The sequence below is a fragment of the Rothia nasisuis genome, from assembly GCF_928381405.1.
GTDB classification, from domain to species: domain Bacteria; phylum Actinomycetota; class Actinomycetes; order Actinomycetales; family Micrococcaceae; genus Rothia; species Rothia nasisuis.
Window position 1 is genome coordinate 29,113 of the sequence record NZ_CAKMSB010000011.1, and the last position, 19,955, is coordinate 49,067.

Below are 19,955 nucleotides of genomic sequence, written 5' to 3' on the forward strand. Positions count from 1 at the left end.
AACCCAGTTCTAGCCCCGTAAGAAGTCTCCCATGTTTCGCCGCCCGGCCACCTGGCCGGCGTCCGGAGCAACAATCACGGTCTGGGCGGCGGCGTACTGGCTGGTTGCGGGGTTGCCGTCGGCGTCCGTATCTCCCCCGTCGACCACGCGCAGGGTGGCGGCCGGGTCAACCGAGCGCTTGAGCACGGCCAGAGCGATAGGCCCGGCCTCGTGGTGCAGGGCCGCCGAGGTCACGGTTCCTACTTTCTTCTCACCGTTCATCACGGCAGAACCGGCAGCGGGCAGGGTGTGCTCGGAGCCGTCCAAATCGAGGAAGGTCAGGCGGCGGGGCGGGTGGCCCAGGTTGTGCACGCGGGCCACGGTCTCCTGGCCCTTGTAGCAGCCCTTCTCCAGGTGCACAGCGGTGCGCAGCAGATCAAGCTCGTGGGGAATGGTTTTCTCATCAGAATCTATACCCACACGCGGGCGCCAGGCCTCAATGCGCAGGGCCTCAGCGGCCCAAGCCCCGGCCAGCTTAGCCCCCTCTACCGCATCGAGCAGGCGGTGGGCAGGAACAATGGTCAGGTAGCGGCGATAGGCAGAGCCCGGGTGTTCGTTTTCCCCAGCGGACGCGTAGGTGTAGCCGCCAGGGGCAATACCGGCCCCCCAGGGGTCGGCCCAGACGGTACCTCCTGCTAGCACGGCGTCCGCCCCCTCAATCTGGCGCGGGTCCAGGGTGGAGCCCAGCACCGCGTGGGTTTCGGTGCGGTCGGTGATGTCAACCCGCAGCATGAACTTCATGCGGTTCAGATAGTCGGTCAGGGGCGCAGCCTGGTCTCGTTCGGTCATCAGCCAGACCGCGCCGTCCTTCTCCACAGCGAAGGCAGCGAACTCGATACGGCCCTGCGGGGTCAGCAGCAGAAGCTCGGTGGAGTCGCCCTCCCCCATATCGGTAAGAACCTGGCTTGAGAGGGTGGTCAGCCAGCTCAGGCGGTCTTCGCCCGCAACCGTCACCACACCCAGGTTGGAGTGGTCCACTAAGGTGAGCTGGGCACGGCGAGCCAGGGCTCGTTGCTCGGCCATTGGGTCGCCGTAGTGGGCGGCAACCCCGGCATCCGCACCGGACGCCTCAAAAGCACCGGGGCGAGATAACAGGGGGCTTCGGTAGCCTGTCATTACTCGTCACCTACAAGGTTTTCGCCGCCGAACATGGTGGTACCCAAATCGTCCCCAGTCATAGACGAGGTCTTGCGGAGCTCCGCTGAGGCGTGTTTTTCAAGCTTGCGGGTTTCGGGGTTAGCGGTCTCCCAGTCCCACATGAGATTGCCGTTGACCAGGCCCCAAAGACGCACAGAACCTGCGTATTCCTTGGTGATGTCATCCTGTAGCATGTTGCCGGTCTGCATGCGCACCACCGGGCCCTTGACCATACCCACGTAGTTCTCCGTCAGACCGCCGGGGTGGGCAATGGTAGCTAGCAGGCTGAAGCCACCGTCCTCATTGCGCAAAGACTCAACCGACTCAGCGTCCTTGTGCACGGGCACTACGTCAGCAGGCACAAGGCCCGGGCCCACGTCGCCATCGACCTGGGGGCGGTCAATCTGCCAGAAGCCGGTCTCAACGGTCAGGGGGCGAAGCTTCTGGCCCTGGTCATCAAGCAGAAAGCTCTCGGCGCGGTACTCGATAAAGGGCAGGCCGTCCTGCGAGAAGGAAATAACCTGCCCAAAAGGTGTCTGCTCCGCGCCTTTATACCAGAGGGAGCCGGTGCCCTCCCAGGTGCCTAGTAGCCAGGAGAAGGGCACGAGTTCGGGGGTCAGGTTGGTGGGGATTTCTATAGCCATGTACCCCAGTTTAGTGCCCTGGTCAACCGGCTGCAGGGGCTTAGCGGTGAGCGTACCTGCACACGAATCGGCCCCCGCTCACCAACGAGCGGGGGCCGCAAGGTTAGAGGCTTCGGGGGCTACTTCTGGCCGCGAAAGAGGCCGGTGAGCACAAACCCAATGCAGGTAAAAATTGCCAGACCTGCCAGACCGAGCAGGACGAGGAAGAAAATTTCTAGTGCAAGAATACTCATGTGGCCTAGCCTATCACGCGAGTGAGGAAAATCGCACACACGTAAGCGATGACGCCAATAAAAGCTACGGGTGTTACGCCAAGGGTGACGGCCCCCCGGCGGGGGCCCTCTTTAGGGCCTGCAGAAATAACACGGATACCGATAAGCCCCAGGAGCAGCCCCACGCCCAAACCAATCAAGACCACGGGCGCTGCGGTATCAACGTCCTGAGCCAGGATAGCGAGCCCAACCCAGCCTGCAACGGAGACCGAGGCCAGTACACCTGAAACGCAGCTAATTACCGATTCCAGGCGCCCTACCGCACCCTCACCGCGGGTCAGTTCAGCGATGAAGCTAGCTACCACGCCAACAGCCGCTATAGCCGGTAGAAAAGCCAGTGGTGAGTCACCGGGGTTAGCCCAGGAATAGAGCAGCGAGGCCAGGCCTGCAAGGAGCACGATAACTGAGTGGGTGGTGATGCGGGTACGCCCCCGGAGCTCAGCGATGCCGGTTGCTGCGGGCCAGCCGCCCGCGATGAGCAGGACGGCCCCAAGCCCGGCAAGCGCGGCCAAAGCGGGTGAGAGCGCGGCAGCGGCAACAAGGACGATCAGGGCAGTGATCCCTGAGACAGCGACCAGGGCATAGCGGGAGCGACGGGTGGTGCCAATCCGCCCAAGGGGGCCTTCGTAGACAGTTTTTTGGCGGGCTCGGTGCAGGCGATTGAGCTCGGGGACGAACGTGCGAATCGCCTTGGTGTTGTGTTGATCTTTGATACTCAAGAGCGGGGGTGTCTTCTCAGTGTGTGGTGGGTTTCTCTATATCTTCCCGTATTACGAGCCTGTTTATCAACGTCTGTGCGCTTACGTTTTATACTGGTCAGGAGTTGATGTGTTCAAGGAGTGTTCGAGCGTGCTACATATTGTCGTGTTGAGTGATTCTTCGGCAGACGGCTCTGATGTGGCGCAGTCTCTGGGTTTGTTGGCGCATCAGGTATCGGTGTTGCCTTTGGGTTCTACTGTTGCGATGGTGCAGGGCGCTGGGCCTGACGTGGTGATGGTGGACGCTCGTGAACAGTTGGTTGCGGCGCGCAACTGTGCGCAACTGTTGAAGGGCTCTGGCTTTTCGTCTCCCCTGCTGATGGTGTTGACAGAGGGCGGTATGGCCGCTGTGGCACCGCACTGGATGGTGGACGATATTGTGCTGGAGGCTGTGGGGCCAGCTGAGTTGGAAGCGCGGCTACGTTTGTTGGCATCCCAGTCTCTTGAGGAGGCTGAACCTGAGCAGACAGTGATTCGGGTGGGTGGCATCACTGTGGATGAAGCCTCGTATTCGGCTCGTTTGCAGGGTTCACCGCTCAACCTGACCTACAAGGAGTTTGAGCTGTTGAAGTTTTTGGTGCAGCACCCGGGGCGGGTGTTCACGCGTGCTCAGCTCCTGTCTGAGGTGTGGGGCTATGACTATTACGGTGGTACACGCACGGTTGATGTGCATATTCGCCGTTTGCGCTCCAAGCTGGGCCCCGACCATGAGCAGCTCATTACGACGGTACGCAACGTCGGTTATAGCTTTAATTCTCAGCGATCTGATACGCGGTAAGAAGAGGAAGGTGTGAGCCCTGTGCAGACTTTTGTGGTGAGTGAGCCCGCTTTTTCAGCTCAGGTGCTTCGGCAGTTTGAGGCACTAGCTGTTACGGTGCAACGCGCTGACGGTGTGGCAGCTTTCTCGGAGCAGGCCCACGTTGAGGTGGGTAAGGCCGCTACGGGGCAGGACGTCGGGGCCCGACTTTTTGAGGTAACCGCAGGTGGTGCAACGGTGGGCTTTGCTGCGCTCATCCGCGAGGGAGCCACCTGGGTGTTAGAGGCAGCCATAGATCCCGGTGCGCGGGGGCAGGGAGCGGGGCGTGTGCTAGTTGAGTCTGCGGCGGCGCATGTGCCCGCTGACTCTTTGCGCGCCTGGGTTCACGGTGGCTCCGATGCGCAGGCCCCTCATACCCTGGCTGCTCAGGCGCTGGCTAAGCACCTGGGGTGGGAGCCCGTGCGCGAACTCTACAAGCTGGGCCTGCCCCTGACCGGTCAGGGGCGCCCGAGCGTCCTTGCTCAAGCTACACAGCACCCGCTCCCTGCCGGTCTGAGTCTCACTACCTTTACCGAGGCCGACGGCCCGGCCTGGGTAGCCGTCAACGCCGCCGCCTTTGCCCACCACCCCGAGCAGGGTAGGCTCACTGAAAACGATTTAGCGGCCCGAGTGCGCACCGACTGGTTCCGCGCGGAGGGCTTCTTGCTGGCTAAGGACGCCACAGGGCAGGTGGCTGGGTTCCACTGGACCAAAATTCCCACTGACCAGGGAGAAACAGTGCCCGGGGCCAGCCCCGAGGGGGAGGTCTACGCCGTGGGTATCGCCCCCACCTGGCAGGGGCAGGGCCTGGGCCGGTCTCTGACTCTGGCGGGTATGGCCTACCTTGCGCAGGCTCGCGACGGGCAAGACCGCCCGCTCGAACGCATCGTGCTCTACGTCGATGCAGAGAACACCGCAGCCTTTTCACTCTATAGGTCCCTGGGGTTCACCCCCGTCACTGTCGATAGGCAATACACCCCTTCAAATCTCAGCTCCGCGCATGCTTGACGTTCGCTGAGCTGGGTGAGGCTCCCACTGGCCCAACCTGCGCCAGCAGGCCCGCAGACAAGAAGATATAGACAGAACCACACCAGAAGAAAGGTACCCCGCATGGCACATACCCCACCCGAACAGGCTCATACCCACCCCCACATCGGTGGTGACATCAACAAGATTGAACGCGCAGAAACCCGCGTAGACCGCATCGATGTGGGCGAAAAAATCAAGCAACCCAACCTGGCCGGTGACTTCGGCACCGACCGCTTTCTAGACCGCGAAATCAGCTGGCTCGACTTCAACACCCGCGTGCTCGAACTGGCAGAAGACCCCAACCTCTACCTGCTAGAGCGCCTGAACTTCCTCTCCATCGTCACCAGTAACCTCGACGAATTCTTCATGGTGCGCGTAGCCGGGCTCAAGCGCCGCATCGCCACCGGCATTGCGGTACCCTCAGCCGCCGGGCTCTCGCCCGAAGAGCAGATGGAAGAAATTGCGGTAGCCGCTCACGCCCTACAGGAGCGCCAGGCCCGAGTCTTCCACGACCAGGTCTACCCAGAGCTTGAAGAAGCCAATATCCGCATTGTAGGCTGGGGCGACCTGACCGACGAAGAGAAGGGCAGGCTCTCCCGTTTCTTCCGCACCGAGCTCTTCCCCGTCCTCACCCCCCTAGCCGTTGACCCAGCACACCCCTTCCCCTATATCTCTGGCCTGTCGCTGAACCTGGCCGTGATCGTCCGCAACCCCCAGACCGGCAAGGAACTCTTTGCCCGTCTCAAGGTCCCCGAAACCATTGAGCGCATGGTAGCCGTAGGCGGAGTCCGGTCGGTTAAATCCTCCTCGGGGGAGGTCCGCTTCATCCCCCTTGAGGTCATCATCGCCGAGCACCTCGATGTGCTCTTCCCGGGCATGGAGGTCATTGAGCATCACGCCTTCCGCGTCACCCGTAACGAAGACCTTGAGGTCGAAGAGGACGACGCCGAGAACCTGCTCAAGGCCCTTGAAAAAGAATTGCTACGCCGCCGCTTCGGCCCCCCTGTTCGCTTGGAGGTTGAAGACAGCATCAACCCCAACATCCTCGATTTGCTGGTCTCAGAGCTCCGCATTGACGAGCACGAAATCTACAAGCTACCCGCGCCGCTCGATTTGCGAGGCCTCTCAGACATCGCTAAGACCAACCGTCCGGCCCTGCACTACCCCAAGCACATCGCGCATACCTCCCGCTGGCTCAACGCGAACGAGACCTCTAAGGCAGCCGACGTATTCACCGCCACCCGCGACCACGACGTCCTCCTGCACCACCCCTACGACTCCTTTGCCACCAGCGTTCAGGCCTTCTTAGAGCAGGCAGCCGCCGACCCCGCCGTCCTTGCTATCAAACAGACTCTCTACCGCACCTCGGGTGACTCCCCCATCGTGGACGCCCTGATTGAGGCCGCTGAGGCCGGTAAGCAGGTACTGGCCCTTGTTGAAATCAAGGCCCGCTTTGACGAGCAGGCTAACATTGAGTGGGCGCGCAAGCTTGAGCGCGCTGGCGTGCACGTGGTCTACGGCATTGTAGGCCTCAAAACCCACTGCAAGCTTTCGCTCGTGGTTCGCAAAGAGGGCGAGAGCTTACGCCGCTACTGCCATATCGGCACGGGTAACTATCACCCCTCCACCGCTCGCTTCTACGAAGATCTGGGGCTGATTACCTGCGACCCGCAGATTGGTGAGGACGTCTCCCGTCTTTTCAACCAGCTCTCCGGCTACGCCCCCAAAACCACCTACAAGCAGCTGCTGGTCGCCCCCCGCTCTCTACGCTCGGGCCTGATTGACAACATCAATAAGGAAATCGAGCACAAGAAAGCCGGCCACGATGCCAAGATTCAGATTAAGTGCAACTCCATGGTCGATGAGGCCATCATCGACTCGCTCTACCGTGCCTCGCAGGCCGGTGTTGAGGTCAACGTTGTAGTGCGCGGTATCTGCGCTCTGCGCCCCGGCGTTCCCGGGCTCTCCGATAACATCAAGGTACGTTCTGTTCTGGGTCGGTTCCTTGAGCACTCCCGCATCTTCACCTTCGAAAATGCGGGCAGCCCCAAGGTCTATATCGGCTCGGCTGACATGATGCACCGCAACCTTGACCGCCGAGTCGAAGCTCTCGTCCATGTTAAAGCGGACGCCCACATTGCCTATCTGCTCGACATGTTCGATAACTACCTCTCCGAGAAGACCAGCAACTGGCACCTGAGCGCAGATGGCTCCTGGGAGCGCCACCACTTGTCAGCGGACGGGAAGCCCCTGCGCGATGTGCAGGCCTACTACCTGGCTAGCAGGTCTCAAAAGCGCAATAAGCGCTCCTAAAGCACCCAACGGCGTCCGTATGTGTTCCACGGTCGCAACCCTTCGGTTATAGAATGTCCTTGGGTTAATATTTGGTTAACTCAAGGACATCCCGATGCCCACCCCACGGAGCTTCCACATGCCGCACACAGAGACTTTCTACGCTGCCCATACCCACGATGGAGCCCTTTCTCTGGCCCGAGGCCACCATAACCGGGCGGAGGTGAATGCAGCCGGTGCCATTATTTGGCGCAGGCACCACGATCAGGTGCAGGTGCTCATCATCCACCGGCCCCGCTACGATGATTGGTCCTGGCCTAAAGGTAAACAGGATTCGGGTGAGACTCTCCCCGAGACGGCCGTGCGCGAGATTCGAGAAGAGGTTGGGCTGACTGTTATTCTCGGTGCCCCGCTGGCGGTCACTGCCTATGAGGTCAAGGGAAAAACCAAGGAGGTCTACTATTGGGCGGCGGAGGCCCCTGTAGGCCAGAAGGCCGCGGCAGATGAGGGAGAGGTTGATAAGCTCCGCTGGGTCAGCCCTAAGCAGGCCCGCGCCATGTTGACTAATTCGACTGACAAGGAGCCGCTTGATGCCCTCCTGCGTCTAGAGAAAGAGCAGAATCTCAGGACCCGCCCGGTGATTGTGGTGCGCCATGCCAAGGCTAAGCCGCGCGCTAGCTGGGCTGGCGCTGAAGGGGAGCGCTCCCTGGCTGCTACGGGAAAGCGTCAGGCGCTGGCTGTAGGGCGTCTGCTTGAGGCCTGGGCTCCCGAACGTATTATTTCTTCTCCGTGGGTGCGCTGTATGCAGACTGTTTACCCCTATTCCAAGGCCTTTGGGATTTCTATTAAAGAGAAGCGGGCGCTGACTGAAGCCCACCATGCCCGCTCCCCCAAGCAGACCCGCAAGGTTGTGGAATCTCTGTTTGAGAAGCGGGATAAGTCTGTGGTGCTGTGCACCCACCGGCCTGTCTTACCTACAGTGCTTGAGGTCTTTGGCGGGCAGCTGGGTAAGCGGCTACGCCCCCATCTACCCACCAGTGACCCCTACCTTAAGCCCGGTGAGATGTGGGTGCTTCAGGTCTCGGTTGCCCACCCCAAGACCGTGATCTCTCTGGAACAAATCAAGCCTTTTGACGATTAGATTGGCTAGAGCGAGGCTTCGGGGTTGCTTCTATAGTTTTCCTCAGGACACGAACGGTGGAATTTATTCCATGAGGCTTATTCGTAGGGTCTTTCTCGAGCCCCGGGCTCACACTTGATGGAGCCTAAGGTGCCGCTACCCTTATGAATAAGCCTCCATATTTTCCACTCGCGCTCCACTAAGCGGTTTAAGCCGGTTCTGAGCCAGCAACTCGACCGTAAACCTATCTGCTTTTTCTAGTCTTTTTAAGTTAAGTTTCAACTTTCATTGACAGCGAAGAGCAAATCAGAGAGACTTTAAATAGTTGGTCAACCAACCAACTTTAGTGCAGACTAATCGCAGACAGGCTTTGTAGCTATTGACTCTCAACAACATGCCAACCGGTGGCAGAGCAAGCCAACCCGTAGCTTTCGAAGGGGCTGGGCCAGAATGATAATCGTAGCAATCGTCTCAGACAACCAAAGATTCACTGAGCTTATAACAACATCATTTCAGCAGCTCTCAGACTGCCTTGGCCAAAAAAATCACGATACAAATAACACCCAAACAACACTATCTGTTGAAAAAATTGTTATCTCCAGAGCGTCTAGATTTATCAACCAAGTGATGCAGGGGCGACCAATAAAGATAAAAGTAGTTTCCGTAGCTTCCCTAAATGCGTTGCAAGAGAGGTTTGAGGCCTTTAATGACTCAGATCAAGTTATTCTCACCATCATTCATGAGTCAGCAATAAAGCAAAAAACAAATCTTGCAATCGACAGCCATCTTAACGAGCTCCACGAGTTTCGCGCCACAGCATCAGAATCAATCACATTCGGAACAAACACAGGTTCGGTTCGTCTTTATTACTCTGACACCAACGAGGGATTTCTGCCGTATACACTTCGTGAATATGATTGTTTCCAAATTCCAGATAACCCTTCAGTTCTCAGCGCGCAAGTAATCGCCGCATTTACAGAACAGTTTCAGTTCCAATCAAATAATAACTCACAAACTAGGGCGCGACCCGGTACCGCGCTAGCAACCTACCTGGAGACGGTTATGGATTGTGTGGCACCGAACGGTTGGGATTTTAGATACTACACAGGTTCGGTAGTCTCTTCATTAATTAACGTATTAGAAGAAACCGTTGAGCAGCGCGGCCAATATGCTTACCGGGGACCAAATGAACATAGCCTAGCTGCAGGCGCTTTAGCCCGATGGCTATTGAACGGTACTCCATCAATCATTATCGTTACCAGCGCTATGCTTGATGAGTTTCGGGGCACGCTATCTAATCTAAAGGAATCAGGTTTTAAAGGAATAATCGTGTGCGCAGAAGGACGTGATTCAGCCTGGTTTGAGTTCCAATCGACAATTAATGCTGACGAAGACATAAGAGATGTACTACGGGCCCGCCATCTACCATTTCTATATTTTCAGGACCCATGCGAAATCCCCAATAAACTTCCCGAAATTATCGCTCACCTCCACACACAAGGCGGTCCTTATGTTTTACTTGCTACACAAGAGGTACTAGAGGCAAGTGAACCAATAATAAAAACTCCTTCAAAAAAGCAGAATTTCTCCATATCACACGATGACACATTACCTGATTGGGGAAAACTCATACAAATTGCCAGAATATTTAATAGTGAAAATCAGGATATTATAATTCAAGCTGGGCCACTCAATGAAAAAGAACGGACATTGCTTTATGAGCTAGCTGAATTATCAGGAGCTGCATTATCAGATTCTTTGATACACCCAGGGAGCGTTTCAGAATATTCCAACGGTAAACGAATTCCAAACTATATTGGAACCCTCGGTCTTTATGGCTTCAATACTGCCATCCACCGATTTACGCACTCAAACGGGAAACCTCGGTCTAAAAAAGAACTCACCTACATCTTCCTCAATAGTAGAATCGCCGAAATCGATACGCCATTCTCAGAAGGAGTCCTTCGCAGGCGTCTTGGCATTATTCAAGTTACCAATAATTCTTCACACATTTCTCCAAGCGCAGATATTTCCCTCACATCAACCGTTCAAATATTTATTGAAAGTCTCCTACCCCTAATAAACGTTGATTCTCAGATTAAAAAACAGAGAATTGCTCACATAGATTTATGCAGTTCGCCAACAACAGCCATTGGAGACATTCTTCCCTCATCCCCAATGACGGCGAACTACTTCTTCTCTCATTTGAAAAAGACAATTTCCACTCTAATTGAGCAGGAAGGATACACATATATAGGTGTATATGATGTAGGTAGATGTGGAATCTCAGCGATTCGTAATATCCCGAGAACTGGCCGGGGGTTTTCCGGATGGTTCGGTAGAGCAATTATGGGTGACGCGTACCAATCTATTCCTGCAATCGCGCTTTCTGATGAAAATAATATAATCGGTTTTATCGGAGATGGAGCAGCAGCTATTGGCCCTGATATAGTTCCTTCGATATCTGAACACATGGATCGACGGAACAGTCGTTTTGTATCAAACACCACAGTATTTATCTTTGAGAACGGTGGGCATTCGATTATCAACAGTTACCAAGAAGGAAGAGTCGGTACTTATGGTGGACGCCAAATGAGATTATTTAATTTAAAACAAATGCCAGGCATCACACAAATAGGTAATCTTACAGTCCGCAGAAGTTATTTGACTGAGTACGACGAAACCCTTATAAGGAATGCCCTGCTAGAGTCAGATACATTTGACATAATTCACGTACGTTTAGCACACACACAAACGGAGGAGATGGCATTAGTCTTATCGACGAAACAAGTTGGCAAGGTGAAGAGCTATCTCACATTGGTGTATCAATGGCACGGATGAGGAGAAAATTATGAAAATTGGATTTTTAGCACACCCAACAACAATTAGCGAAAAAAATCATGTCCGAGCAATCGATTTATTAAACAAACTGATTGAAGAAGGGGAGTCTGGATATAGCAGGAGCACATGGTCTGCACAACATCAAGTACCTTTCGCCGAAACTGCAACGATTCGTTCTGCGAGAGGTTCAGAATGTTCTGCCGTTATTCATCACTTCCCTCTTACAGCTGAGGAGATGATGCTGGATGTAACTGCGGCCCAGAAATCTATTGTAAAAGCAGTCAACAATTTAGCTAATGAAGGTGTAGATTTAGTAGGTTTGGGAGGAACAACTTCGATAGTTGGTGGACGCGGGACTCAGACTGCTCGTGACTCACTAGTTCCTGTGACAAGTGGAAACTCACTAACGGCATATGCTGCATACGAAGCACTTGTCTATGTAAATAAGTTACTTAAAAATGTTCCCTCGAGCACTAGGATTGCCGTTATCGGATATCCTGGTTCAATTGCCCTTGCAATAACTCGCCTACTTCTTGAGGACGGTTATTCAATCGATTTAGTGCACAGCGGTCGCACAGCTCCCAGCACACTAAAAAAACATTTACAAGAACACAGCGGGATAGTATCATATTTTGACTCTATAGAAAAAGTCTACTCACGCAATAAGATTTTCGTATCAGCCACATCTGTCGGTGGAGTCATTGACGAGAATCTTCTTTTACCAGGCTCTATTGTAGTTGATGTTGCATTACCACGGGATGTTTTACGTGCAGCTCCACGAAGAAATGATATTCTCACAATTGATGGTGGATTTGTGAATGCAAACTCTGAAGTAATGATAGGCGCTTCATTCTCTGGAGTTACGGTCAACCGTCATATCAATGCTTGCCTCGCTGAGACCATCATTCTTGGACTAGAGGGGCGTGACGAAACTTTTTCTATAGGTCGCAATCTGCCCATCGATAAAGTACGTGAAATTGGAAAAATTGCAGAAACACATGGTTTTACGATATTGCCTCTGGCTAGCTGGGAAGAAGTAATCATTGACTCAGACATTCAGAAGCTTGAACCATACCATCGCTCAACAAAAAGCCAGAATTCGAGGTTAGGTGTCAAAGAAGAAACTTTAAACAATTATCACAAGTACTGTGACCCTTTAACAACCAATCATAAAAGATTCAATTTTATCGATACGGTTGCAGACAATTCCAACGGCGCTAAAATATATGAAGATAAAACACCTTATCTTGACTTAGATGCGGCTCAAGGAGCTGTTACTCTAGGTCACAACCGACCCGAGCTCATTCAGACACTTCAAACGTTTATAGAAGGCGACAAAGCTTCCTCAACCCATCATGCAACTTTACCTTATGAGACATCTGTGCTATGCCGTACAATCAGTGATACTCTGGTTGGATCTGAATACAAGATTTCAATAACAACTTCTGCAGCTGAGGCACTTCAAAACGCTATAAATATTGCAACGGTTGCAACAAGGGGTAAGTCGATACTGCAGGTTCAAAGTCCAGTTCTTCGAAAACTATCGCCATCAGTGTCCTTGAATAATCTGGCTACTCTTGACATAGTTCCACCAGATTTACAGGCAATAACTGATGCAGTGACCTCCGATATTGGTAGCCTCATTATTGAACCTTTCGTAGATTCCTCAACGGAGGAAAGCTTTCAAGAGAGTGTTAAGTTCTTTACTCAAATTCGTGATTTCTGTCGCCAAATGAATTTGCTCCTAATTGTAGATGAATCGAAAACTGCATTTCGGACACAAAGTACTCTAGCAGCAAACACGTTAGAGCTGGAGCCAGACATAATATGCCTTGGCGAGTCTTTGTCTGGAGGGATGTTACCTGTTGGTGCTAGTTGTATCCGAGAAACTCTCTGGCACCAAGCATCGGATATCCTCCCTGGTATCACAACACCGAACGCGCAACTAGCTGGATATAACCTTGGTTCCGCAGTTTCACTTCAAGCTCTTGAATTATACCGACAACCTGATTTCCTGTCACAGTCAGCGCTCACAGCGGAAATTTTTCATGCAGGTATTATTGACTTACTCAAAGATTTTACCTTTCTCTCCAAATCCTATGGTTCCGGACTGTACTGGCAGCTCCAGTTCTCAAATCCGCTGACAGGTGCTATTGAAGCAGCTTTAACCGATATAACGGCTCGCTCTCCCGGAGCACTTCGCCGATTACTTCAGGAAATTCCAGTACAGACTGGGCAGATGATTCTCACTTGCTCAGCGGAAATCGAAAAAACTCTTGAACAAATACAATTTAATCGAATAGTAACTAAACTCAATCAAGACCACCAAATACTTATTGACGTGAGTCGAGAGTCTGATAAAACAATTATAGTTACTCCTCCATTAACAATAACAGAGGAGGAAGCACAATACACAATTGATGCTCTTCGCGAAGTTCTTGCAGATATGTCAACAGTTCTTCACCTTCCCCACACACATTAGTTTATACCAACTTTATCAATTACAGATTAGGAACACAAATGGATAACAATTTAACCTCTTTTCAACTTCTACAATCACTACTGATTGAGCGCATGTCTATTGATTCCGATGAAATTATTCCGAAGGCAAGTCTCCGTGATGATTTAGGTATGGATTCTTTAGACGCCCTAGAACTGGTTGCTGGTCTCGATGAGGATCTCGGGATTAAATTGTCTGAAGAACACCTCGCAAATTTATATACTGTACAAGATGTCGTACACTACATTGATCGAGCTCGTGCAGGTGATATTTGATGCAAAAAAGGGTAGTTGTCACTGGATTAGCACCTGTGACTCCAATTGGTATAGGAAAAGATGAATTTGAAGAGGGCTGGGTAACAAATCGCAAAGGAATAACTCGTGTAAAAGGATTCGACACTAGTACATATCCAACAAAAATTGCAGGTGAAATAAATATTGATTTTTCACGCTGGCTCTCAAATCGTGAAATAAAGAAAATGGATCGGTTTACTACACTTTCCGTTATCGCAGCAGATCTTGCAATTTATGATGCTAAGCTAGACACTGAAAAAATTGGTGACCGAGTTGGAACCTTTATAGGAACTGCATGCGGTGGCGCAGATAGCTGGCTAGATGGTGGACGTGCCATATCTCAAGGCCGAAGGGTCGGCCCACGTATTGTTCCAAACGGAATGGCTAATAGCGCAGCATCTCATGTGAGTATTCGACACAATCTCTGCGGACCTAGCATGGCCCCTGTAAGCGCTTGTTCGTCAGGTCTCGACTCTATCATCAGCGCCGCCCAATCAATTTCACTAGGAGAGATTGATATAGCTATAGCTGGTGGAGCTGATGCACCGGTTTCTCCCATCCCTTTCGGTGGCTTCTGCGTAATGGGTGCAATGTCACGAAGTAATGAAACACCTGCATCAGCTAGTCGACCATTTAGCAATAATCGCGATGGTTTTGTCATTGCTGAAGGTGCAGCATTGCTTGTCCTCGAAGAGTATAATCACGCAAAGGCAAGAAATGTCCCAATATATGCAGAGCTAAAGGGTTTTGGTCGCAGCTCAGATGCATTCCATATCACTCAACCAAGCACTGAAGGTATTGGTGCACAACGCGCCATGCATGCCGCCCTTAATTCAGCAGGAATTGAGCCGTCGAAGATTGATTATATTGCAGCGCATGGAACAGCAACCCAACTTAATGATATTTCCGAGACTTTAGCAATTAAAAATGTTTTCTACAAGCATGCTTATAGCCTCAAGGTATCATCTCTAAAAGGAAATCTTGGACATTCGCTCGGAGCAGCAGGCCCAACTGCAGCTATCTCAGCAATTCAAGGAATTTGTTCAGGAAAAGTTCCAGGAACTGCAAATTTAAATTATCCTGACCCGAAATTAGATCTTAATTTCTTACCCAACGAACCCCAGCAAATAGATCCAGAGTACGTAATGGTAAACAGTAATGCTTTTGGAGGGGAAAATATCTCAGTTATTTTTTCAAAAATCTAATTATTGCATAAAATGAACTGTATTTTACAGATAAAAGGAGACAGAAAATGGTCAACGATAAAAAAACTATTGTTATCACTGGTGCCAGCGACGGAATTGGGGCTGAAGCAGCTGAGCAGTTAAAGAGAGATGACGTGCGCCTTGTTCTTATAGGACGTTCTCCATCAAAGATGGAATCTGTAGCTGAATCAGTTGGAACGCCCAACTATCATATTGCCGACTTTTCCGTTCTTGACGATGTAAGACGTCTTGCAGATGAACTACTAACAAACTATGATTGTATTGATGTTCTATCCAATAATGCAGGAGGTCTCTTCAGTGGGCCAATAAAAACAGTGGATGGGTTTGAAAAAACCTTCCAAGTTAATCATCTAGCACCATTTCTATTAACCCATCTGCTTTTCGATCGTCTTATGACCAGTCAAGCACTTATCGTAAATACAGCGAGTATTGGTGCTAGACTCTTCTCAAAACTTGATCTCAATGACATCAATACTTTCAATAACTTCACACCTAATCGGGCCTACGGAAACGGCAAATTAGCAAATATCCTATTCACTAGAGGGCTAGAAAAAAGATTTTCTAATCAGGGGATTTCGTCAATTGCGTTTCACCCTGGAAACGTTGCTACAAGTTTTGCATCCGATACAACTAGCTATTTTAAGTGGGTCTATCACACCGCACTTAAAAATTTTTTAATAACACCTCAGCAAGGAGGTCAGAACTTAAAACGCTTTCTTGACCCACACAATCGTAATCAATGGATTTCTGGAACATATTATAACGAAAAAGGAAAGCCATCACGGACACATCGGCTTGCTTACGACGATTCGATTGTTGAGGCTCACTGGCGTAAGAGTTGTGAACTTCTTGATATTTCTTGGTAATTTACTAAAATCTATCTCAATTTATAAACTAAGGATTAAAATATAATGCACACATCACGACGTAATCTGTTTAAAGGATCTCTCATCGCCGCAGGAGCTGGTCTTGCCAGCTGTATAACTGCGCGTTCAACCGCTGCAGACGTCGCATCTCTTCCAAAGCAATCCTATACAAATATTGTTGTTGGATCAGGTTACGGTGCTGCAGTAGCTGCATATCGTCTCACCAAGAAAGGACACCGTGTTCTGCTCCTTGAGATGGGACAGCGATGGAATCAACCCAGCAGTGATGGAAAAATATTCCCAAGTATGCTTACCCCTGATGAACGCTCTGTGTGGCTTGGTCATTCCACTTCTCAACCGGTCAAGACAATCGAAGGTATTTCTTTGGATCAGTCAGTTCCTTACGGGGCTGGTATACTTGATTTTAAATCTCTTGGTCAAATGTCTGTTTATCGGGGTATTGGTTATGGTGGCGGCTCATTGGTCAACGGTGGAATCTCCCCTCGGCCATCAAGAAATGTGCTCTCAAATGTGCTTCCACAAATAGCTGACAACAACTTTTTTCGATATTATCTACCACTTGCTGAACGCCGTCTTAATCTAAATAGCATTAATCCAAATTTTTTTGAGGAAACTGAGTGGTACCAGTTTTCACGTACAGCTCGAGATTCAGCAAAACGCGCTGGGTACGATATAGCAAATATGCCAAATTTTTATGATTTTAGTTATATGGAACGAGAAGCGGCTGGTACTGTTCCTAAATCAGCACTTGCAAATGAATTGATTTATGGCAACAATTATGGACGCAAATCTCTAACACATACTTACCTGTCCCGGGCAGAACAGACTGGGCTGCTCACAGTACAGACGCTAACTGAAGTTATATCAATCAATGCACTTGCTACGGGAGGGTTTGAGCTTTTCTGCATCGAACGGAACAAGTCAGGAATGACTATAGGCAATATGACGTTCCGTGCTAAAAAAATTTTTCTTGGGGCTGGATCGGTCGGAACAACTGAAATTCTACTTCGTTCCCAAGAAAATGGCGGATTAACACGTTTATCTCCTGAGGTTGGTAAGGGATGGGGAACAAACGGAAACATCACTTTTGGCCGCACTAACCCAAACAATCTGCCTACAGGTTCTAACCAGTCAACGATAGCCGTTACCGGTATAGACTGTCGTTTATCCTTGGGTACATATAATGAAGTGGCTCCGCTACCGCTAGGGTTCGAAAATTACATTTCTTACTATCTGAGTATCGCTGAGACCTCTGAAAGGTGTGAAATCAAGCTTGTGGATGGACAACCTCAAGTTACATGGAAAGTTTCTCAAGCAGATGAAGCAATTGCGAAAGTCCGTCAAACATTCGACCGCATAAATGACATGGAGGGCACTTCTTATAGAACTGACCTTTTTGGATATGAGGGTAAGATTTTTACTAATGACTGGACATATCACCCTCTTGGAGGTGCCGTATTTGGTAAAGCAACAAACGATAAGGGTGGACTTAAAGGTCATGAAGGGTTAGTTGTAGTTGATGGGGCGCTTTTGCCTGGTTCTATCGGAGTTAACCCACTGCTAACAATTACAGCTCTTGCGGAGAGAATCATGGACAGCAACTTATAAGAATGTTTTCACATATACATGATTATCTTATCGCAATTTTGTGTTGCACACTGAGAAATATTTATAGATAAATATGGAAATACTAAAAGTCGATTCAGCTTTCATTGCACTTGAGCATGAGATTCACTACCCAATTAAAATTCTTTCCGATGCTGAGCAGGAGGTTGCTGAAAAATGGAATACAAAGCGGCGTCTTGAGTTCACGGGTGGTCGAGTATGCGCGAAAACAGCACTTAAATATTTAGGATCAAAGAAATACAGAGATATACTCAGGCTTCCCGATGGAAGCCCCTCCTGGCCAGCAAAAGTGGTAGGAAGTATTGCACATTGTCAAGATTTTTACGCTGCTATTGTCGGATGTAGCGCTAATTTTGCAGCTTTGGGTATAGATGTTGAGCCTAATGAAAGACTACCTATTCATATAATTAATAGGATTGCTTCTAACGATGAACTAAATAGTCTTAAATTGTTACATGAAGAGCAATCGAATTTAGCATGGGATCGGTTGCTCTTCTGCGCAAAAGAAGCAGCTTTTAAAGCTATTTATCAAGGCTATGGACAGTTCTTGACTACAGCTGATATGCAAGTATTGATGAAGTCAAACAGCACAGAATTTATTGTAAGATATAAATATCGTGAACTTACTAAATTAGTTGAGTTATCTAGAGAAGTTAAAGGGTCGTTCAAGCTCTTACACGGAAGGCTTGTTGTGTTTGTCTTAATTTGTGCACCTAGTAGCGTGGAAGCGCCACTTGATGAACTGTGTTAGCTCAACCTTATGTTCGATTTAGCAATATACAAAATTTTCTTTTTAATTTAATAGTCAAAATTATTCAGTGAAGGTTGCATCCACGAATCGATATAGACGTTCAGCGTGGTCTTCTGTTGCCTGCCCGGAAATAATCATTATCCACATGTTTTGAATCATCTGAAGCAAATCCGAACGCTCAGTTGTAGCTTGTGACATTAGGTGGGTTCCACTAAAGAAACCAATGAGTAGTCTCGCGAGGGTTGGAGCAGGAATCGTATTTCTGAAGACCTTTTCTACCTGGGCGCGTTCGATGATAACCTGAGCACTTCTCGCCCAAGCTTCATAGAACTCCTGTGCAGCTTCTTGTAAAGATGCTTCATCTGTGCCCAAACGAAACCCTGCTCGCACAATGGGATCGGTCAAAAGCTGATCAACTACAGCACGTGAAACCCCAATCAACTGTTCAACGGGCCCTTGCTCCGGGTCTACCCTTTGCATAATAGCCTCATAGGATCTGCTGTGCTGCTCGCTTATCACTGCGTGCGCCAGTTGATCCTTGTTCTGAAAGTAGAAGTATATTGAGCCCAGAGAGACTCCCGATTCATCAGAAATATCTTTCAGGCTAGTTGCCGCATATCCCTTTTGATCAAAAACCACACTGGCTCCCACAATGATTGCCTGACGTGTTCTCTGGGAGCGTTGCTGCACGGGAGTTCTGCCATCTGCCTTTTTAGTGCTACCTCTGTTTAAACCGTACGAACTCATCACGGCCTCCCCTCTCCTGGTAGTAAGTAATAAATCTTCACCCGATTGATTGTACGTCGTGCCCTCAGACGCTGCTGCTTCAGCATGAAGTGGCACTGTGCTACGGAATAACCGCATTGGTAAACTGTTACCAACGTTAAGACCGTTCACAGAAAAGAAGAGCATGCCGATTCCTACCCCCTATGAAGACCTCTTGCGTGAGATCATGGCAACCGGTGATGAGAAGTCTGATCGCACAAGCACCGGCACCAAGAGCGTCTTCGGCCGCCAAATGCGCTTCGACCTCTCCGAAAGTTTCCCACTCATCACCACCAAGAAAGTGCACTTCAAGTCGGTGGTCATTGAGCTACTCTGGTTCCTGCGCGGAGAATCTAACGTGCGCTGGTTGCAGGAGCGCGGCGTCACCATCTGGGACGAGTGGGCAGACGAAGACGGCGAACTAGGCCCGGTCTACGGGATGCAGTGGCGCTCCTGGCCCACCAACAAGGGCCAAGCCATCGACCAGATCGCCAAGGTCATCGACTCTTTGAAAAACAACCCAGATTCCCGCCGCCACATTGTCTCAGCCTGGAACCCAGCCGAGGTGGACGACATGGCCCTTCCCCCCTGCCATGCCCTCTTCCAGTTCTACGTCAAGACCCGAGAGAATGGTCAGAAAGAGTTGTCTTGCCAGCTCTACCAGCGCTCTGCCGATATGTTCTTGGGTGTTCCTTTCAACATTGCCTCCTACGCCCTGCTCACCCAGCTCATCGCCGAAGAGGTAGGCATGGTGCCCGGCGAATTCGTCTGGACCGGCGGTGACTGCCACATCTATTCCAACCACTACGAGCAGGTTGAAGAGCAGCTATCCCGGGATCCCTACCCCTACCCACGCCTGCGCATTAAAAACAAGAAGCCCTCAATTTTTGACTACGAGTTCGAGGACTTTGAGCTGGTGGACTACCGCCACCACCCCCTGATTAAAGCACCTATTGCGGTTTAGGTACGGGCACAGCTA

Annotated in this window: 16 protein-coding genes; 12 read left to right on the forward strand and 4 right to left on the reverse strand. The window is 50.6% G+C overall.

From position 1 onward, the window contains the following. Positions 1-9 precede the first annotated feature (9 nt). From ygfZ to L6966_RS09270, 3 genes are all read right to left on the reverse strand, one after another. Positions 10-1,155 carry a CAF17-like 4Fe-4S cluster assembly/insertion protein YgfZ gene (gene ygfZ, locus L6966_RS09260; RefSeq protein WP_237224750.1) on the reverse strand — a complete coding sequence of 382 codons (1,146 nt, stop codon included), beginning with the start codon at positions 1,153-1,155 and terminating at the stop codon, positions 10-12. Beyond that, the gene (locus L6966_RS09265) at positions 1,155-1,820 is read right to left on the reverse strand and encodes a heme-binding beta-barrel domain-containing protein (RefSeq protein WP_237224749.1); all 666 of its coding nucleotides are present in this window, start codon (positions 1,818-1,820) and stop codon (positions 1,155-1,157) included. Before L6966_RS09265 ends, ygfZ begins: the two co-directional genes overlap by 1 nt. Before the next feature lie 238 nt (positions 1,821-2,058). Continuing rightward, entirely contained in the window at positions 2,059-2,811 is a 753-nt protein-coding gene (locus tag L6966_RS09270; protein ID WP_237224748.1) for a hypothetical protein, read from the reverse strand. Between the two features lie 130 nt (positions 2,812-2,941). Between L6966_RS09270 and L6966_RS09275 the strand changes: the two genes are divergently transcribed. The 11 genes from L6966_RS09275 to L6966_RS09325 all read left to right on the forward strand — a co-directional run bounded on the left by L6966_RS09275 (position 2,942) and on the right by L6966_RS09325 (position 18,211). Continuing rightward, positions 2,942-3,628 carry a winged helix-turn-helix transcriptional regulator gene (locus tag L6966_RS09275; protein ID WP_237224747.1) on the forward strand — a complete coding sequence of 229 codons (687 nt, stop codon included), beginning with the start codon at positions 2,942-2,944 and terminating at the stop codon, positions 3,626-3,628. A gap of 12 nt (positions 3,629-3,640) precedes the next feature. Beyond that, positions 3,641-4,654 (forward strand): mycothiol synthase, encoded by a 1,014-nt coding sequence (mshD, locus tag L6966_RS09280; RefSeq protein ID WP_237233270.1) that lies wholly within the window; start codon positions 3,641-3,643, stop codon positions 4,652-4,654. Positions 4,655-4,756: 102 nt separating this feature from the next. Then, on the forward strand, positions 4,757-6,988 hold the full coding sequence (locus L6966_RS09285) for an RNA degradosome polyphosphate kinase (protein ID WP_237224745.1): 2,232 nt from the start codon (positions 4,757-4,759) through the stop codon (positions 6,986-6,988). 118 nt (positions 6,989-7,106) lie between these two features. Further along, complete coding sequence (locus tag L6966_RS09290) at positions 7,107-8,108, forward strand: NUDIX hydrolase (protein WP_237233271.1); 1,002 nt, start codon at positions 7,107-7,109, stop codon at positions 8,106-8,108. Positions 8,109-8,537: 429 nt separating this feature from the next. Beyond that, a complete protein-coding gene (locus tag L6966_RS09295) occupies positions 8,538-10,928 on the forward strand; it encodes a hypothetical protein (RefSeq protein ID WP_237233272.1) in 2,391 nt (796 codons plus the stop codon). 10 nt (positions 10,929-10,938) lie between these two features. After that, positions 10,939-13,410: an aminotransferase class III-fold pyridoxal phosphate-dependent enzyme gene (locus L6966_RS09300; RefSeq protein WP_237224742.1), complete on the forward strand. Its 2,472-nt coding sequence runs from the start codon at positions 10,939-10,941 to the stop codon at positions 13,408-13,410. 38 nt (positions 13,411-13,448) lie between these two features. Beyond that, the gene (locus L6966_RS09305) at positions 13,449-13,703 is read left to right on the forward strand and encodes an acyl carrier protein (RefSeq protein WP_083090828.1); all 255 of its coding nucleotides are present in this window, start codon (positions 13,449-13,451) and stop codon (positions 13,701-13,703) included. Further along, positions 13,703-14,926, forward strand: coding sequence for a beta-ketoacyl-[acyl-carrier-protein] synthase family protein (locus tag L6966_RS09310; RefSeq protein WP_083090827.1), 1,224 nt, complete (start codon positions 13,703-13,705; stop codon positions 14,924-14,926). The genes L6966_RS09305 and L6966_RS09310 overlap by 1 nt, the downstream gene beginning before the upstream one ends. Before the next feature lie 47 nt (positions 14,927-14,973). Beyond that, positions 14,974-15,813, forward strand: coding sequence for an SDR family NAD(P)-dependent oxidoreductase (locus L6966_RS09315; RefSeq protein ID WP_083090826.1), 840 nt, complete (start codon positions 14,974-14,976; stop codon positions 15,811-15,813). A 45-nt stretch (positions 15,814-15,858) separates the two neighbouring features. Then, a complete protein-coding gene (locus tag L6966_RS09320) occupies positions 15,859-17,442 on the forward strand; it encodes a GMC oxidoreductase (RefSeq protein WP_083090825.1) in 1,584 nt (527 codons plus the stop codon). 73 nt (positions 17,443-17,515) lie between these two features. Further along, positions 17,516-18,211, forward strand: coding sequence for a 4'-phosphopantetheinyl transferase family protein (locus tag L6966_RS09325; RefSeq protein ID WP_237224740.1), 696 nt, complete (start codon positions 17,516-17,518; stop codon positions 18,209-18,211). A gap of 60 nt (positions 18,212-18,271) precedes the next feature. Here L6966_RS09325 and L6966_RS09330 read toward each other — a convergent pair whose 3' ends face one another. Next, the gene (locus L6966_RS09330; RefSeq protein ID WP_083090823.1) at positions 18,272-19,123 is read right to left on the reverse strand and encodes a ScbR family autoregulator-binding transcription factor; all 852 of its coding nucleotides are present in this window, start codon (positions 19,121-19,123) and stop codon (positions 18,272-18,274) included. Here L6966_RS09330 and L6966_RS09335 point away from each other — a divergent pair. After that, positions 19,122-19,940: a thymidylate synthase gene (locus tag L6966_RS09335; protein ID WP_237224739.1), complete on the forward strand. Its 819-nt coding sequence runs from the start codon at positions 19,122-19,124 to the stop codon at positions 19,938-19,940. The two genes, L6966_RS09330 and L6966_RS09335, sit on opposite strands and share 2 nt — an antisense overlap. Positions 19,941-19,955 lie beyond the last annotated feature (15 nt).

Coding starts and splice junctions, on each gene's coding strand:
- L6966_RS09335 (WP_237224739.1), top strand. CDS start 19,122: ATGCCGATTCCTACCCCCTATGAAGACCTCTTGCGTGAGATCATGGCA.
- L6966_RS09305 (WP_083090828.1), top strand. CDS start 13,449: ATGGATAACAATTTAACCTCTTTTCAACTTCTACAATCACTACTGATT.
- L6966_RS09330 (WP_083090823.1), bottom strand. CDS start 19,123: ATGCTCTTCTTTTCTGTGAACGGTCTTAACGTTGGTAACAGTTTACCA.
- L6966_RS09295 (WP_237233272.1), top strand. CDS start 8,538: ATGATAATCGTAGCAATCGTCTCAGACAACCAAAGATTCACTGAGCTT.
- L6966_RS09320 (WP_083090825.1), top strand. CDS start 15,859: ATGCACACATCACGACGTAATCTGTTTAAAGGATCTCTCATCGCCGCA.
- L6966_RS09265 (WP_237224749.1), bottom strand. CDS start 1,820: ATGGCTATAGAAATCCCCACCAACCTGACCCCCGAACTCGTGCCCTTC.
- L6966_RS09325 (WP_237224740.1), top strand. CDS start 17,516: ATGGAAATACTAAAAGTCGATTCAGCTTTCATTGCACTTGAGCATGAG.
- L6966_RS09285 (WP_237224745.1), top strand. CDS start 4,757: ATGGCACATACCCCACCCGAACAGGCTCATACCCACCCCCACATCGGT.
- L6966_RS09315 (WP_083090826.1), top strand. CDS start 14,974: ATGGTCAACGATAAAAAAACTATTGTTATCACTGGTGCCAGCGACGGA.
- ygfZ (WP_237224750.1), bottom strand. CDS start 1,155: ATGACAGGCTACCGAAGCCCCCTGTTATCTCGCCCCGGTGCTTTTGAG.
- L6966_RS09290 (WP_237233271.1), top strand. CDS start 7,107: ATGCCGCACACAGAGACTTTCTACGCTGCCCATACCCACGATGGAGCC.
- L6966_RS09310 (WP_083090827.1), top strand. CDS start 13,703: ATGCAAAAAAGGGTAGTTGTCACTGGATTAGCACCTGTGACTCCAATT.
- L6966_RS09300 (WP_237224742.1), top strand. CDS start 10,939: ATGAAAATTGGATTTTTAGCACACCCAACAACAATTAGCGAAAAAAAT.